Annotated in this window: 12 protein-coding genes; 8 read left to right on the forward strand and 4 right to left on the reverse strand. The window is 65.0% G+C overall.

Going from position 1 to position 16,972, the window contains the following annotated elements; all coding sequences use genetic code 11:
* Positions 1-243 precede the first annotated feature (243 nt).
* From XH92_RS15460 to XH92_RS15475, 4 genes are all read left to right on the forward strand, one after another.
* A complete protein-coding gene (locus tag XH92_RS15460) occupies positions 244-1,494 on the forward strand; it encodes an acetyl-CoA C-acetyltransferase (protein WP_194459952.1) in 1,251 nt (416 codons plus the stop codon).
* An 18-nt stretch (positions 1,495-1,512) separates the two neighbouring features.
* Positions 1,513-2,295 (forward strand): SDR family NAD(P)-dependent oxidoreductase, encoded by a 783-nt coding sequence (locus tag XH92_RS15465; RefSeq protein WP_028340063.1) that lies wholly within the window; start codon positions 1,513-1,515, stop codon positions 2,293-2,295.
* A 24-nt stretch (positions 2,296-2,319) separates the two neighbouring features.
* Positions 2,320-3,087, forward strand: a complete 768-nt coding sequence (locus XH92_RS15470; RefSeq protein WP_194459953.1) for a crotonase/enoyl-CoA hydratase family protein — start codon at positions 2,320-2,322, stop codon at positions 3,085-3,087.
* A 131-nt stretch (positions 3,088-3,218) separates the two neighbouring features.
* Entirely contained in the window at positions 3,219-4,379 is a 1,161-nt protein-coding gene (locus XH92_RS15475) for an acyl-CoA dehydrogenase family protein (RefSeq protein WP_194461280.1), read from the forward strand.
* Between the two features lie 134 nt (positions 4,380-4,513).
* On the opposite strand, the gene XH92_RS15480 is transcribed toward XH92_RS15475, so the two are convergent.
* A complete protein-coding gene (locus XH92_RS15480) occupies positions 4,514-5,191 on the reverse strand; it encodes a GntR family transcriptional regulator (RefSeq protein ID WP_194459954.1) in 678 nt (225 codons plus the stop codon).
* 143 nt (positions 5,192-5,334) lie between these two features.
* Between XH92_RS15480 and XH92_RS15485 the strand changes: the two genes are divergently transcribed.
* The 3 genes from XH92_RS15485 (at position 5,335) to XH92_RS15495 (ending at position 10,844) form a co-directional block, all read left to right on the forward strand.
* Entirely contained in the window at positions 5,335-8,736 is a 3,402-nt protein-coding gene (locus XH92_RS15485) for a molybdopterin-dependent oxidoreductase (RefSeq protein ID WP_194459955.1), read from the forward strand.
* Between the two features lie 50 nt (positions 8,737-8,786).
* A complete protein-coding gene (locus XH92_RS15490) occupies positions 8,787-10,241 on the forward strand; it encodes a short-chain fatty acid transporter (RefSeq protein ID WP_194459956.1) in 1,455 nt (484 codons plus the stop codon).
* Between the two features lie 372 nt (positions 10,242-10,613).
* Positions 10,614-10,844, forward strand: coding sequence for a hypothetical protein (locus XH92_RS15495; RefSeq protein WP_194459957.1), 231 nt, complete (start codon positions 10,614-10,616; stop codon positions 10,842-10,844).
* 118 nt (positions 10,845-10,962) lie between these two features.
* Here the strand turns inward: XH92_RS15495 and XH92_RS15500 are convergent, their stop codons facing one another.
* Positions 10,963-11,451, reverse strand: coding sequence for a hypothetical protein (locus XH92_RS15500; protein WP_194459958.1), 489 nt, complete (start codon positions 11,449-11,451; stop codon positions 10,963-10,965).
* 293 nt (positions 11,452-11,744) lie between these two features.
* Between XH92_RS15500 and XH92_RS15505 the strand changes: the two genes are divergently transcribed.
* Entirely contained in the window at positions 11,745-14,810 is a 3,066-nt protein-coding gene (locus tag XH92_RS15505) for an AAA family ATPase (protein ID WP_194459959.1), read from the forward strand.
* On the opposite strand, the gene XH92_RS15510 is transcribed toward XH92_RS15505, so the two are convergent.
* Together XH92_RS15510 and XH92_RS15515 are read right to left on the reverse strand one after the other, a co-directional pair.
* Positions 14,807-15,532: a formyltransferase family protein gene (locus XH92_RS15510; protein ID WP_194461281.1), complete on the reverse strand. Its 726-nt coding sequence runs from the start codon at positions 15,530-15,532 to the stop codon at positions 14,807-14,809. The genes XH92_RS15505 and XH92_RS15510 overlap by 4 nt on opposite strands.
* A gap of 38 nt (positions 15,533-15,570) precedes the next feature.
* Positions 15,571-16,851 carry a hypothetical protein gene (locus XH92_RS15515; protein ID WP_371818031.1) on the reverse strand — a complete coding sequence of 427 codons (1,281 nt, stop codon included), beginning with the start codon at positions 16,849-16,851 and terminating at the stop codon, positions 15,571-15,573.
* Between the last annotated feature and the right edge of the window lie 121 nt (positions 16,852-16,972).

Raw genomic sequence — 16,972 nt, forward strand, 5'->3', positions numbered from 1 at the left:
GTTTGCGCAGAGTCCGGACAAGCCCGCCTGCGCCGACGAGCGCGAGCGCGATACGGCGCAACCGTCCGTGCTGATCAACGCGCGCTATTTCGAAGATCAGCGCAGCCCAATTGCCGCGCCGCTTGCGGTGACGCCACACCGCTGAAGTCTCCGGCCGTTCCGGGGTAAAAGACGCAGCGGAAGCGGCCGGTACCGATCGGCACGAGCCCACAGTCAATAAACATCCAAAGCAGAGGGAAACGCATGTCTGAAGCATACATCATCGACGCGGTCCGCACGCCGCGCGGCATCGGCAAGCCGGGCAAGGGAGCGCTGTCGCACCTGCACCCGCAGCAGCTGGCGGCAACCGTGCTCGGCGCGATCAAGGAGCGCAACAAGCTCGATACCTCGACCGTCGACGACATCATCTGGTCGACCTCGACCCAGGAAGGCAAGCAGGGCGGCGATCTCGGACGCATGTCGGCGCTCGCGGCGGGATACGACATCAACGCCAGCGGCACGACGCTGGATCGCTTCTGCGGCGGCGGCATCACCTCGGTGAACCTCGCGGCAGCATCGGTGATGTCGGGGATGGAAGATTGCGTCATCGCCGGCGGCACCGAGATGATGAGCTATCAGCAGACCCTCGCAGCCGAACGCTCCAAGGCGGGGCAGCCGGCGCGCATGATGGGTTCGGGCAATCCGGCGCTTGACGAAATTCACCCGCAGTCGCACCAGGGCGTGTGCGGCGACGCCATCGCCACGCGTGAGGGCATCAGCCGCGAAGCCTGCGATGCGCTGGCGCTGGTCAGCCAGCAGCGCGCCAAGCGGGCAATAGATGAAGGCCGTTTCGCCAAGTCGGTAATCCCCGTGCTCAACGACGACGGCAGCGTCGCCCTCGGTCGTGAGGAATTCCCGCGCCCCGAGACCACGGCCGAAGGCCTTGCTTCGCTGAAGCCGAGCTTCGAGCAGCTTGCCGATTTCGATCTCGGCAACGGCGTGACCTTCAAGAAGCAGATCCAGCGCCGCTACCCGGGTCTCGAGTGGAAGGGCGTGCATCATGCCGGCAACAGCTCGGGCGTGGTGGACGGCGCCGCCGCGGTGCTGATCACGTCGAAGGAATATGCCGAGAAGCACGGCCTCAAGCCGCGCGGCCGCATCGTGGCCTATGCCAATCAGGGCGATGATCCGACACTGATGCTCAATGCGCCGGTCCCGGCGGCGAAGAAGGTTCTCGCCAAGGCCGGCCTGACCAAGGACGACATCGACGTCTGGGAGATCAACGAGGCCTTCGCGGTGGTCGCCGAGAAGTTCATCCGCGATCTCGAGCTGGATCGCGAGAAGGTCAACATCAATGGCGGCTCGATCGCGCTCGGCCATCCGATCGGCGCCACCGGATCGATCCTGATCGGTACCGCGCTCGACGAGCTCGAGCGGAGCGGCGGACGTTATGGCTTGGTTACCATGTGCGCCGCCGGCGGCATGGCGCCGGCCATCATCATCGAACGCATCTGATCGCGAAAGGATAGTGCCATGAAACTCGATTCATCGGTCGCCGCCGTCGTCACCGGCGGCGCGTCCGGCCTCGGCGCAGCCACCTCGCGGGCGCTCGCCGCACAGGGTGTGAAGGTCGCGATCTTCGACTTCAACGAAGAGAAGGGCGAGGCCATCGCCAAGGAGATCGGCGGCGTGTTCTGCAAAGTCGATGTCACTTCCGACGAGCAGGTCGATGCGGGCTTCGCCAAGGCCCGCGCGGCACACGGCCAGGAGCGCATCCTGGTGAATTGCGCAGGCACCGGCAACGCGGTGAAGACCGCCGGCCGGGACAAGAAGACCGGCGAACCCACGCACTTCCCGATCGACGCCTTCAACCGCATCATCCAGATCAACCTCGTCGGCACCTTCCGCTGCATCGCCAAGTCGGCGCAGGGCATGCTGTCGCTGTCCCCGCTGGAGCACGGCGAGCGCGGCGCGGTCGTCAACACGGCCTCGGTCGCGGCCGAGGACGGCCAGATGGGGCAGGCTGCCTATTCGGCTTCGAAGGCCGGCGTCGTCGGCATGACCCTGCCGATCGCGCGCGACCTGATGGCCGAAGGCATCCGCGTCAACACCATCCTGCCGGGCATCTTCAACACGCCGCTGCTGCAGGGGGCGCCTGAGAACGTCAAGGCCGCGCTCAGCGCGTCGGTGCCGTTCCCAAAGCGTCTCGGCATGCCGGAGGAATACGCGCAGCTGGCGCTGACCATGATCACCAACGGCTACTTCAATGGTGAAGACGTCCGTCTCGACGGCGCGATCCGCATGGCCCCGCGCTAACCCAACCCGCAGGAGACCATAGCGATGTCCGAAGAAACTCCGGTCCTCACTGAAGTCCGCGGACCTATTCTGATCATCACGCTGAACCGGCCGGAAGCCAAGAACGCCGCCAACCTCGCCCTCTCCAAGGGCGTGGCCGCGGCGATCGACCGGCTCGACGCCGACGATGCCCTGAGCGTCGGCATCATCACCGGCGCCGGCGGCACGTTCTGCTCGGGCATGGATCTCAAGGGGTTCCTGAAGGGCGAGCGGCCGTCGATCCCCGGCCGTGGCTTCGCCGGCCTCACCGAGGCGCCGCCGAAGAAGCCGCTGATCGCGGCCGTCGACGGCTACGCGCTCGCCGGCGGGATGGAGATCGCGCTGTCGTGCGACATGATCGTCGCCAACCGCAACGCCAAGTTCGGCATCCCCGAGGTGAAACGCGGGCTGGCAGCCGCAGCCGGCGGGCTGATCCGCATGCCGCGCCAGATGCCGTTCCGCGTGGCGATGGAGTTCGCTTTGACGGGCGAGTTCTTCGGCGCACAGCGCGCCTATGAGCTCGGCATCATCAACCGCGTGACCGATGGGCCGGCGCTCGATGCCGCGCTCGAGCTCGCGGCCGCGATCGGCGCCAATGGCCCGCTCGCGGTCAAGGCATCCAAGCAGGTGATCGTCGAATCCCGGCTCTGGCCGGAAGACCAGATGTGGAAGAAGCAGCAGGAAATCGTCGGTCCTGTCTTCGTCTCCGAGGATGCCCGCGAGGGCGCGGCTGCCTTCGCGGAAAAACGCGCGCCGAACTGGAAGGGCAAGTAAGGCAGCGACTGTCTCGACAACGGAGCGCCGGTTTTGATTGCAGCAGAACCGGCGCTCCGATTTTTTTGTGAAGGCCGTGCCTGCTACACCGGCCGGTTTCCAGATCGATTGAGAGCGCTATTGGGTGAATGATGCGCAGCTTTACCGAAGACCAGGTCATCTTCCGCGACTCCTACCGCAAGTTCCTCGCCAGCGAGATCGCGCCTTACATGGAGGAGTGGCGGGAGGCCGGCATCGTCGACCGCAGCGCGTTCAAGAAGGCCGGCGACCTCGGCTTCCTGATGATCTGGCCAGAAGAGAAATATGGCGGGATGGGCGACGAGGACTTCCGCTATGAGCAGATCATCATCGAGGAGACCGCGCGCTCCGGCTGCAAGGGCTGGTTCAACACGCTGCACAGCCGCCTGGTCGGCTCCTATTTCAAGCGCTTCGGCACCGAGGAGCAGCGCGACCGCTTCCTGCCCAAATGCGTCAGCGGCGAGACGATCCTGGCGATCGCGATGACCGAGCCCGGCGCGGGCTCGGACCTCGCGGGCATGCGGACGACAGCGGAAGACAAGGGCGATCATTTCCTGCTCAACGGCTCGAAGACCTACATCTCCAACGGAATCAATTCCGACGTGGTGATCGTGGCCGCCAGGCTTGCAGGCGCCGAGAAGAAGCACGCCATGGTGCTCTTGATCGTCGAGCGCGGCATGGAGGGCTTCGAGCGCGGCCGCAATCTCAAGAAGATGGGCATGCCGGCGCAGGACACCGCCGAACTGTTCTTCCAGAACGTGAAGGTGCCCAAGGCCAACGTGCTCGGAGAACCGGGCAGGGGCTTCTACTATCTCATGGAGGGCCTTGCCGAGGAGCGGCTGATTTCCGCGGTCGGATCGATCGCCAATGGCCGCAAGGCGTTCGACATCACGCGCGCTTACGTGATGGATCGCAAGCTGTTTGGAAAGCCGCTCGCCGAACAGCAGAACACCCAGTTCCGCATGGCGGAGATGGATGCCGAAATCGACCTCGTGCAGGTCTATGTCGATCACTGCGTGGCCGAGCACAATGCCGGACGCCTGACCAGCAATATGGGCGCCAAGGCCAAGATGATGTCGTCGGAAGTCGAGTGGAAGATGCTCGACCTCGGCGTACAGCTGCACGGCGGCGCGGGCTATATGGATGAATATCCGATCAGCCGGATGTTCACCGACGCGCGCGTCAACCGGATCCTGGCGGGAAGCTCAGAAGTGATGCGGCTGATCATCGGCCGCGATGTCTTCTCGGAGCACTACAAGAGCATTCTGGACTAGAGCGTTTTCGAGCGAAGTGGAGACCGGTTCGCGTGAAGAAAACGCGTCAAACAAGAATCTAGAGCTTGGTTCTGATTTAATCAGAACCAAAGCGCTAGCCGGTCAGAGCGACGAGCTCGCTGCTTCGCTCCGCTTCAGCCGCGCGCCTGCCGCAGCGGCTCGCGCGCATGCTCCTTCGAGCGCATCAACGCGTCGACGAAGATCGGCTCCCAGGAGCGGATGTGACCGCGCAGCAGGGTCGGCAGTGCCTCGGTCTCGCCGGCCAGCGCGAGCTCGATCAGCCGGTAGTGCTCGGGCACCGAGGCCTGCTGCCGTTCGAGGCCGGCGCGTGAGCTGATGCCGTAGAGCCGCATCTTGTCGCGCAGGCCCATCACCATCTCGGTCAAGAGTTCGTTGCCGGCGGCTGCGACGAATTCGCGGTGATAGTTGCGATCGGCTTCCAGATAGAGCTGGACGTCGTCGGTCTCGACGGCCCTGGCGATCTGGTCGGCCCAGTCGCGCACGACGGCTAGATCCTTTGGCGGATTGGCGGCGACCAGTACTGCGGCGTGCAGCTCCAGCACCTCGCGCATGTCGAACAGGTTGCGCAACTCGGTCAGTGACGGCTCCACCACCTTGAAGCCACGGTTGCGCATCGGCTCGACCAGGCCGCCGCGGCTGAGCTCGAGCAGTGCTTCGCGCACCGGCGTCGAGGAGACGCCGAGGCTCGCCGCAAGACTCGGCACCGAATACATCGTGCCGGGAAGGCTCTGCCCGGAAATGATCTCGGCGCGCACCCGCTGCAGCACCTGTTCGCGCAAATTCTGGTCCATGGGTGGTCGCGCCGCCTCTCGTTGGGAACCCCGATTCGTCCCCTGATTATTACTTAGCCTTGACGGGACCGGTAGCGTATGACGTAAATGTGTAACGCATTACATGAACGCGTCACAAGGGCTGACTTGATGGTGAGACGGCGGTGAAACAGCGGCTCCCCGGCTATTGCACGCTTTGTCGCTCGCGCTGCGGTTCTGTCACCGTGGTCGAGGACGGGCGTCTTGTCGGCGTAGAGGTATTGAATAACCACCCGACCGGCGGCGCACTTTGCGCCAAGGGCCGGGCCGCCCCCGAAATCGTCGCGAGCCCGCGCCGTCTGACCGTTCCGTTGAAGCGGACCCGGCCGCGCGATGCCGCCGATCCCGGCTGGGTCGAGGTGTCCTGGGACGAGGCCCTGACCGAGATCGCCGACCGGCTCCGCAGGATCCGCGCCGAGAGCGGCGCCGAGGCGGTGGCGTTCGGCGTCACCACGCCAAGCGGCACGCCGATGGTCGACAGCTTCGAGTGGGTCGAGCGCTTCATCCGCGGCTTCGGCAGTCCCAACCTGATCTACGCGGTCGAGATCTGCGGCTGGCACAAGGACTACGCGCACGCGCTGACCTTCGGCCGCGGTATCGGCTTTCCCGATTACGACAATGCCGATGCGATCATCCTGTGGGGCCACAACCCCGCGCGCACCTGGCTCGCCCAGGCGACGCGGATTGCGGACGCGCGGCGGCGCGGCGCCAAGGTCGTCGTTGTCGATCCCAAGCCGAACGGCTCGGGCCAGCAGGCCGATCTCTGGCTGCGCGTCCGCCCGGGCGCCGATGGCGCACTTGCGATGGGCGCGATCCGTCATCTCATCGCGACCGGCAGCTTCGATGCAGACTTCGTCGACGCATGGACCAATGGATCGCTGCTGGTCGATCGCGCCACCGGGTGCCTCCTGCGCGCCGATGCGTTGTGGCCGGATGGCGCGCCTGAGGCTTTCGTTCGTCTCGATGCGTCGGGCTCGCCCGTGCCTTGCGACACCCGCTACGCGCCGAAGCGCGGCGGCCAGCTTCGCGGCGCGCTCTCGATCCGTGCATGCGACGGCCGGATGATCTCGGCGGCAACCGCGTTCGAATTGCTGGCCGAGCGCGCCGCGCCCTATACGCCGGCGCGCGTCGCGGAGTTGACCTGGCTGCGCATCGAGGACGTCGACGCCTTCAACGCGCTGCTCGCCGCCCGGCCGCGGCTCGCCTATCATTCCTGGACCGGCGTCGGCCAGCACACCAACGCCACTGCGATCGAGCGCGCGATCGCGTCGCTTTATGCGCTGACCGGCGCCTGCGATCGGCCCGGCGGAAACCGCTGGCCGGTGCCGCCGCCGACACGCCCCCTCAACGACTACAATATCCTGCCGCCGGAGCAGCAGGCCAAGGCGCTCGGCATTGCCGAACTGCCGCTCGGCCCGCCGGCGAAGGGCTGGATCACGGCGCGCGATTTCAGCCGGGCCGTGCTCGAGGGCGAGCCTTACCGGGTGCGTGCACTGGTCGCCTTCGGCACCAACTTCGTCGTGTCGCAGGGCCATTCGGCGCGTAACCGCGCGGCGCTGAACGCGCTGGAATTTCAGGTTCATATCGACATGTTCATGAACCCGACCGCGGAGAGCGCCGATTTCGTTCTGCCGGCCAGCACGCCGTGGGAGCGCGACGCGCTGAAGATCGGGTTCGAGATCACGCAGGAGGCTGTCGAGACCGTGCAGTTCCGCCCACGCATGGTCGAGCCGATCGGCGAAGTGAAGGCCGATTACGAGATCGCCGCCGCACTCGCGCTCAAGCTTGGGATGGAGAACTTGTTCTTCGGCGGCGACATCGAGGCCGGCTGGAATTATCAGCTGGCGCCGCTCGGCATCGATGTCGAGGATTTGCGCGACCATCCCGAAGGACGCCGCTTCCCGCAGGTCTTCCGCGATGAAAAATACGCCATGACGCGCGAGGACGGAACGGCGGCGGGCTTTGCGACACCGACACGCCGTGTTGAGATCTATTCGGAGCTGATGCTGGGACACGGGCATGACCCGTTGCCCGATCACGTCGAACCGGTCGGCAGCCCGCTCACGCCGGCGGCGGACGAACGCTTCCCGCTTGTACTCTCTACCGCCAAGAGCGGCTGGTTCGTTCACTCCTCGTGGCGGCATGTCGCCTCGCTACGGCGCAAGTCGCCCGATCCGGCCGTCGAGATCAGCCCGCAACTCGCCGCGCGGCGCGGACTTGTGGAGGGCGACTGGGCCGTGGTGGAAACGCACGGCGGAGCCGTGCGCCTGAAAGTACGCCTCAATGCGGCGCTCGACGACCGCGTCGTCGTCGCCGAATTCGGCTGGTGGGAGGATTGCCCGCCGCTCGGCCGCGAACGTTCGGCGGCGACAGGCGGCCTCACGCGCAACATCAACGCGGTGCTGCACGACGATGCGCGCGATCCGGTCAGCGGCTCAGTCCCGCTGCGCGCGATCGTCTGCAATATCAGGCGGGACGACGTGGCCAGCCGCGGCGTCTGGAGCGGCCGGCGGCGGTTCGTGGTCGGCGAGCGCACCGTCGAGGCGGACAACGTTATCGCCCTCAGCCTGCGGCCGCTTGACGGTGGCCCGCTGCCCGACTTCCTGCCGGGGCAACATGTGATGACCGCGTTGCCTGATGCCGCAGAGGCGCGCGCCTATTCGTTGACCGGATCGGGCGATCAGCCACAAGCGCTATCGATCGCGGTGAAGGGACGTTTCCTGAACGAGGCTCGCAGCGCCGACGCGCCGTTTTTCATGCCGGATCGTCTGCATGGCCTTGCCGTTGGCGACCAGGTTCTGCTGGAGCCGCCGGGCGGCATCTTCACGCCGCCATTGAAGGGGGCCCGGCCGCTGGTCTTCCTCGCCGCCGGCATCGGCATCACGCCGTTCATCAGCCACCTCGAGACGTTGCAACAGGTGGCGCAACAGGATCGCGTTGCCGAAGTCGTGCTGCTGCACGGCTGCCGCAGCAGCCGCGAGCATCCGTTTGCGCGGCGGCTTGCGGAGCTGGAAGTCGGCACGTCGGGGCTAACGCGGATAACGTTCTATTCGGCGCCGCTCGCGCAGGACGCGGTCGCTTCGTCGTCGTTGCGCAAGGGGCGGATCGATCTCGAACAGGTCAAGCCATGGTTGGCGCGCCGCCCGCTGGTCTACATCTGCGGCTCGCCGGATTTCGTTGCGGCGCAGATCGAGGCTGCCGTGGCGCTCGGTATCCCGCGGTTCGACATCTTCGCCGAAAGCTTCGTGTCGCCGCCGCCGGTGCCGAGCGACCTTGCGCCGCGAACCATCCGGCTTGCGGGCAGCAAGCAGAGCTTTGCGTGGGGACCGGAGCAGGGGACGCTGCTCGACGCCGCAAGCGCGGCGGGCATCGCATTGCCGAGCGGCTGCCGTGTCGGGCAGTGCGAAAGCTGCGCCGTCGAGGTGGTCGACGGGGAATTCACCCATCTCGGCCCCGTCGACGGCAGCGACGGGCAGTGCCTCACCTGCCAGGCCGTGCCGCTCACCGATCTCACGCTCGCACTTTGATGACCAACACGATTGAAGGCCAACCGCATCACCGGAAGGGGATCAGATTGATGACGAATGCAACGCACGACCAAACCGTAGACTTACGAAAACCCGTCGCGGATAACATCATGGCGCGCTTTTCGCAGGCCCTGGTGGCGTTCGCCGAGCGCTGGTTTCCGGATGCGTATGTCTTCGTCCTGATCGCCGTGATCGCGGTGGCCGCAGGCGCGATTCTGCATGGCGGCTCGCCGCTCGCCGTCAGCCGCGCATTCGGCGATGGCTTCTGGAACCTGATCCCGTTCACGATGCAGATGGCGTTGGTTGCGATCGGCGGCTACGTTGTAGCGATGTCGCCGCCGGTCGCAGCCGTGCTGGCGCGGCTCGCGAGCGTGCCGAAGACCGGGCGCGGCGCGGTGGTCTTCGTCGGGATGCTGAGCATCTTCCTCTCGCTGCTGAACTGGGGCCTGAGCCTGATCTTCTCCGGCCTGCTGGTACGGGAAATCGCACGGCGTACCGACATCCGGCTCGACTATCGGGCGGCCGGCGCGGCCGGCTATCTCGGGCTCGGTTGCGGCTTCACCCTCGGCATCACGTCCTCCGCCGCACAGCTCCAGGCCAATGCCGGCAGCATTCCGGCATCGCTGCTGCCGATCACCGGCGTGATCGGCTTCTCGGAAACCATCCTGACCTGGCAGAACATGGTCACCGTCGTGATGGTGAGCGTGGTGTCGGCGGCGATCTGCTATTTCACGACACCGGCGGCGGAGCAGGCGAAGACCGCGGAAGACCTCGGCGTTGCGCTCGGCGATGATCGCATCGAGGCGAGGAAGCCGGCCCGTCCGGGCGACTGGCTGGAGTTCAGTCCGCTGCTGACGATCCTGATCGCGCTGCTTGCCGCCGGCTGGCTGTGGCAGACGTTCCAGTCGGGCAACCCGCTGATCACGCTGTCGGGGCTCAACACCTACAATTTCGTCTTCCTCATTCTCGGCATCGTACTGCACTGGCGGCCGCGCAGCCTGATCGAGTCGTTTTCGAAGGCGATGCCGAGCGTCTCCGGCGTGCTGCTGCAGTTTCCGTTCTATGCCGGCATCGCGCAGATCCTGACCAAGGTGCCGAACAGCAGCGGCATCACGCTGTCGGACACGATCGCGCACTGGTTCGTCGGAGCGTCCAGCAATTCCACCGTGTTTTCATTCCTGGTCGGAATCTATTCGGCGCTGCTCGGCTTCTTCGTGCCGTCGGCCGGCGGAAAGTGGATCATCGAGGCGCCCTACATCATGAAGGCGGCCAACGACATCGGCGCGCATCTCGGCTGGACGGTGATGGTCTACAACATCGCCGAGACGCTGCCGAACTTCATCAACCCGTTCTGGATGCTGCCGCTGCTCGGCATCCTCGGCCTGAAGTCGAAAGATCTGATCGGCTACACCTCGGTGCAGTTCTTCATCCACTTCCCGATCGTGATGCTGCTGGCCGCGATCCTGATGGCGACCTTCACCTATCACCCGCCGATCCTGCCCTGAGTGATCGCGGCCGGGCACCAGCACGCACGGTGCCCGGCCAGCGTCCGCCTGGTTGGCGGTCCGTAACCGTGATCGCCAAAACTGTGCTGTTTTCTCTGCCTGCTGCGAATGAGCCATCGCGCCGGGACGTGATCTTTGGTCGGGCATTTCATTGACCGCAGCGCGATTCGGCCGGATATTGATCCGCGCTATCCCGCGTTGTTCAAGGCCGCCGCCATGAGACATGACCACTGCAGCTTGATGTGCGACATGCGAAGCCGCATGCAGCATCGCTGCGTCTCGGCGGCGACCGGCGTCTGTTGTTGATCGCTTCGACGATCCAAAGCACCCGACAATCAGACAGGAGCGCCGTCATCCGGCGATCGAGCACGCATGTCCCAAGCCCAAATGTCACAAGCCTACATCATCGAAGTATCGGATCGCACCGCGGGTATCGTCGTCAGCGACGCCAGAGGCTTCTGCTTTTTCTCGTCGGATCGCGCCTTTGATGGCCTCGATGGTGGTTACTTCGGCTCAGCTCGCGCCGCAGAGCGTGCGGTGAGGGCGCTGTTGCAGCAGCGCCGCCCGGTGCCATCGAGATCGGGGCCGCGCGCCGGCATCTAAGCGAATCGACGTCGCTCATCCCGCCGCACGCGGTCGCGCCAACGTTGTTGCGGCTGCCGCCAGGCAGCCGCGCGGGGTGCAATACCGTCTTGCGGAAAGTACCGCCCGCGATGGGGGATCAGGCGGGGCAGACCATCGTCAGCAGCAGGAGCGTTGGCGGCTGATTGTCGCCGTTGGCGTGTTGCCAGGTCAGCAGAATGTCATGCCGATCGGCATTCGGCGCATTCTTGTCCTTTTCCTTGACATCGATCTGCATCGGGATCGGCGGTTCGGCGTTGAAGCACTTGCGGACGCTGGCATCCAGCAGCGCGCATTTCGTGAGCGGGACAACTCCGGGCTCGTCCTTGGACAGTGGCGCTGTATTCGCCTGGCGGGCGAGGTCAAGGCGCGCCTTGCCCATCTCCTTCTGCCACAACTTGCCGCTTCCACCCGGCCACTGGTTCCTGGGCGACAGGATCGGCTGGTACTGACCATATTCCAGCGTCTCGATGTCGATGAGATCCGACGCTTTGAGTATAGCGACGCTCTTGACCATGTTCTGCAAAGGATAGTAGTGCGCGTTGATATGATCTTTGAACTGCTGATTATTGTATACTCTTCCGCCCATAGGATTTCCCTTTCATTACAACTTTGACTTGCTCTGGCTATACGTAAGTTATGCAACGCGGGGACGTCGAACGAAAATAGGTCGTACGGCTCGGGTTGCGCCGTCTGATTTCTCGCGCCTCGACCTACCACTCAAGACTGTATCTCGTCCAGTTTAGCAACCTCTCGGGTTGGCGCGGATGCAGGCGGACTGCACGTCTGGATTGATAAGCAGTTCCCGATAGGTAATCTCTACCCTAAGCTGCTCACCGGGATGCTGAGCTGGCGAGATCGCAGCAGCCTTTGAGAGCAGGAATGCTTTGCTTTGCATGCCAATCGACGATCGGAGCGGACGACAATTGGTGCGCCCAATGCGGTGCAGCTGTAGCTAAGCGCGTCGATCCCGACAGCGAACAGCGATTTGTGACGATCCTTCGCGCCGACGTGGTCGACTCCACGGGGCTCGTAGCGGACCTGGACCCGGAAGAGGCCGTCTCACGTCTGGAGCCGGCTTTGGCCGCCATGCGGGGCGCGGTGCGCCAGTTTGGCGGTATCGTCAGCAAGGAATTGGGCGACGGGCTCGCAGCGGTATTTGGCGCGCCGATCGCTGACGACAACCATGCGCCGCTTGCCTGCCATGCGGCGATCGAGCTCGTTCGACGTATCGGCGGCTTGGGTGATCCGGCGCTCCAGGTCCGGGTCGGGCTCCATTCGGGACGCGTGGTGACCTACATGGTCGCCAGCGAATATTCCAAGGTCTATGAGATCGGAGGGGCGGCGCAGCATCTTGCGGCGCGCCTCGAAGCGGTCGCCGGGCCGAACCAGATCTACGCATCCGAGGCGTGTCAGAGCCTGGCCGATGGCAATGTCCAATTTGACTATCTGGGTCGCAAACAGCTCAAAGGGTTCAGCGAGCCTTTGCCGATCTATCGCGTGACCGGGGCAACCAATGTCTCCAGTTGGCGGGTACGCAGGGCACGAAGCGTAGCACGGTTCGTCAACCGCGTGGACGAGACCGGGTTGCTCAGGCGGCTGGCGCAAAATGCCGGCCCGAGCCGGCAGACCGCGCTCCTGATTGGCGATCCCGGCATCGGAAAGTCGCGGCTGGTGCACGAGTTTGTCGATGAGCTCAAGCGCGAGGACTGGCGGCTGGTCCACGCGGAGTGCAGCCCGAATCTTCAAGGAGCGCCGTTCAGCGCGCTGAAGGCGCTGATGCTGTCGATGCTCGAGGAAACTGCGGCGGACGCCGATATCCTGACCGAGCCTCCGACTGCTCTGATCGGCACTGCACGTTCCGCCATCAATGCGGTGCTGGATCGCCCGATATCGGATCCCGAGTGGGGCGAACTGGAGCCGCACGCGCGTGGCCGCGCGATCAGCGACGCGAGCTGCGCGGTTCTCGAGATGCTGGTCGCTCGCCAGCGCACGGTGATCCTCGTCGAGGATCTGCACTGGATCGATCGCGCCAGCGAAGCCGTTGTCGCCGCGCTCGCGTCGCTACAGATCCCTGGACTTCTGGTGTTGTTGACCAGCAGACCCAACGGAATTCCGGACTGGATCGCGCGTTGCAATGCCGAGATCACCGCGTTGCGGTCGCTCGCCGAGGATGCCGGACGGGAAATGCTTGACGATATCCTGGGGCGGTCCGCGAACATGGCCGATCTGAAGAGCCGCGTCGTTCTTCATACGGCGAGCGTGCCGCTCTTCATTGAAGAAGTCTGCCGAGGACTCAAGGACAGCGGGATTCTGCGAGGGCATTGGGGTGACCTGGCGCTGGTGCGTCCGGTCGGCGAGCTCGGTATCCCGAGCAGTATCCAGGGAGTCATCGCGGCGCGTCTGGATCGGGTGTCGAGGGAGGAGCGCTCCCTGTTGCAGATCGCGGCAGCGCTAGGCCCACGCTCGACGGAAGTTATCCTGCGCGAGGTGTCCGGCCTCCCCGAGCCGGTGCTGCAGCGCTGCCTGGCGGTTCTCGACCGCTCGGAGTTTCTGGTGAAGATCGATATCGAGCCGGACCGATTGCTCGAGTTTCCGCACGAAATGATCCGCCAGGTCGTCTACGACTCGATGGTCGAAAAAGTGCGTGAAGGCGTCCACGCGCGCATTCTTGCGACGTTGGAGAGCAATGGAAGCTCGCACGATGAGCCCAGCAAGCTCTGCTATCACGCAATGCGAGCCAAGGATTGGCAGAAAGCCTTCGCCTACGGCAGAACTGCCGCGCGGAAGAGCCTGGCACGATCGGCATTTGCCGACGCTGCCAACTACTTCGAGATAGCGATGACCGCGCTCGACAAGACGCCATTCGCTCGCTCGCGCGAAGCGGATGCGGTCGACCTCCGCATCGAGGCGCGCACGGCCTTCATGAGCGCAGGCAAGGTCGCCGAATGGTTCGATCTCGGAAGAGACGCCGAGGGACGCGCCAACGCAATTGACGATATCGGGCGGAAGGTTGCGGCGATGGCGGTCAGGTCGGGCGCGCAGAACTTCTATGGCACGCCGATCGAAGCCATCGAAACCGGCGAGGAGGTTGCTCGCCTGGCGGGAGAGTGGGGCAATCCCGGTTGGCTCAACCTTGCTCAATACAGCCTTGGCCAAGCCTATTTCATTGCCGGGCGCTATCGCGACGCAGAGCAGATGCTGGGACAGGCTTGCCTCCGCCTGTCGGGTCCGGATGCCAGCGCGCCGCCCGGGACGACGCCTAAAACCCTGGAGCTGCTGTGCTGCATGATGAAGAGCGTGACCCACACGACCTTGGGAGAGATTGATACGGGGGCCGAGTTTCATCAACGCGCGTCAGCGATCGCCACCGAGAGCAACAGGCCGTTCGATCGTGTTGGCGCCGGCTATAGCGGCGGTTGTCTGGCGCTCGGTCGGGGCAATCCCGGCGAAGCAGCGGCGATCCTGGAGGACGCTTTTGCCATTACACAAAAGTATGGAATTCGCCTCTTTGTGCCGGTCATCACCTGCCATCTCGGTATTGCCTATCTGGAACAGGGGCGTCTTGCCGACGCGCGGGTGACGCTCGTCGAAGCTCGAGAGGAAGCCAGATCGGTGGGCTATACCTCGATCGTGCTGCGTACCTCGATCTATCTGGCACTGGCTCTCAGTCGGCTCGGTGATGTACAGGCTGCGCAGAACATGCTGCGAGAGGCCCGGAATACCGCCCGTCAGCAAGGATTCTCCGGCCTGGAAGCGGAGGCGTTGTTCGGAGAGGCGGCGGTATCGCCGGCGTCAAATGAGAACGACAGGACTTCCGTTCTCCACCAGTTGCGCGCGGCGATCGCGATTGCGTCGAGCAGTGGCACGAAGCCGCTGCTGCATCGCGCCGAAGCGTTGCTGAACGGAATGCTCGCCGATCCCCAGGGAAGCGTCTGGCGCCACTAGGATGCGGCCGCGAGCGGCGGCGAGACCACCTGCGGCGCCTCGGGGGCCTGCGTGGCGGTCGTTGCCAGCTGGAAGCGGATGCCGTGCACGGAGACGGTCAGCGGGATGGCACGGAAGTCGTCGTGGAAGGCGCGGATCCGGCGGGCCAGTTCGCCGGCGCTGATGCCGGCGGGAAGCTCGCACATCTCGCGGTACATTTGCCGTGTGCTCTTGATACCGCACCAGGCGATTTCCAGCTCCTGCAGCGGCGAGGGATCGCGGGCGAGGTCGCGCGACATCCGCCAAAACAGATGGGCAAGCCGCACATAGGCGATCTGCTCGAGCCCACGCACGCTGATCTTGTCGGGAATGATGAAGGGCTCGACCCCGACGATGGGGCCGGAATCGACGCGCGCGGCCATCACGTGGGCCGTCGCGCCGAACGTGCGGGCGCCGTCATAGAACGCGAAATGGGCCGGCGCCCAGCCGGGATACTGAGGCGGGCCGGGGTGGAAATTGTAGGCGCCATGGCCGAGCGCCGCGAGGATGCTCTCAGGCACGATGACGCTGGTGGTGAACGCTAGCAGCCGCGCCTCGCGCAACACTTCGGGCTCGATCGCCGCGAGGTCCTCGGCCGTCACCGCGCAGCGGAACGACAGCGCCGGATTGTGCGCCTTCAACAGCTCGGTGAGTGCGAATTGCTGGCTGGCGACGCCGGTGAGAAGGATGATGGTCTTCATGATGTCGATGTCCTTCTCTTGGCTGGTCATTACACGGTTGATCAGCCGCGCTGCCCGGCCATGACGACGACGCTGCCGGCGTTGCGGGATTGCCCCACGGTGCGGAACAGATCGGCCGGCAATGCCTGCCAGGGCGCGATCTCGATGATCCGGTTGTTCGCACTCCTGGCTGCCGATTTCGCCGCGCGAATATCGTCCTGCCAGGGGCACAGCGCGAGCTCGAGCCGGCCGAACCCGCCGCAATCGGCGACGAACGCTCCGGTGACTGCCTCGATGCTGGCAGCCATTTCGCGTGCGTCGCTGGTTGCGATATCGCGCATGATCACCGTGATCGCGTCATTCGAGGCCGCTTGCGACCTGATCACGATCATGGCGTCCCGGCCGCCGCTGCGGCTCGCGCGCCGCGCGGCTCGCATCGCGATGCCGAATTCGGCATCGGGTCCCAGGTCGCTGTTGTCGGTCGGCAGATTGTGGACGATCGTGGTGTGGCGGGGCGTGCCGGCATCTTCGGCAGGCGCATGGTACGAGCGCGGCAGCCAGGCCGTGTCGAGCGCCATCTGCGACGAGGTCAAGCTCCAGGCCTGATCGAGCAGGTAGCCCTCCCAGACCGCGGGATAAGCGGTCGCGATGTGATGCCAGTTGCGCAGCAGCGCTTCGGCGGCAGGGGTGCGACCGAAATAGAGCGTGCGTGCCGACATCTCCCACCGGTTCCATTTGTGGAGCGCGACGTCGCATGCGAGCGACGACGGTAGCAGTGGCGGCTCGCTGAGCGTCGCATCGGCCTCGATGAACAGCAGCGGCTCGCGATGCTCCTGCCACATCCGCAGCATGAAGCCAGTCTTCTCGGACGCGCGCATGCGCTCACCGTCAGCGGTGTCGATCGGCACGATGTCGCAGGCGATCTCGAATTCGGCCAGCTTCTCGCGGAGCACGCGGGCATGATCGTCGCCGAAGGCGCGGGGATAGCAGGAGACCACGCGCAGCGCGGTCTCGGATCGGGCGCCTTCCGCGGGCGCGATCGGGCGCCAGTTGAGACCGCCCCACCACATCTCGTGCGGACCATCGAAGCTCGGCCCGATGGTTCCGAAATCGGTCAGCTTGGACTTCAGGAAATCGAACGCGGGATTTTCGCCGAAGGGCACTACCACCGCACAGTCGGTGCGAAGCGACCGGTAGAGGATTTCGGCGGCGGGGCCGCTCGGCGGCTCGACGAGGATGATCACGCCGTGCTCCCGCTCCGGCAAAGAGCCGGCCTGATGAACGGTTGCACGTCCGAGCCGTTCAGACAGCCATGCGACCCGGCGGCGCTGTACAGCGCTCATCCGGATACCGTTCGCCGCCAGTAATTGGTCGAAATTCGTCTGCAAGCCGTCCGCTTGCGCCGTGTCAGCCGAAATCATGCCCGCGCTACCCCTCGTTAACCTTCTACGAGCGGGGCGGCCA

It is taken from the genome of Bradyrhizobium sp. CCBAU 53421 (assembly GCF_015291625.1).
GTDB lineage: Bacteria > Pseudomonadota > Alphaproteobacteria > Rhizobiales > Xanthobacteraceae > Bradyrhizobium.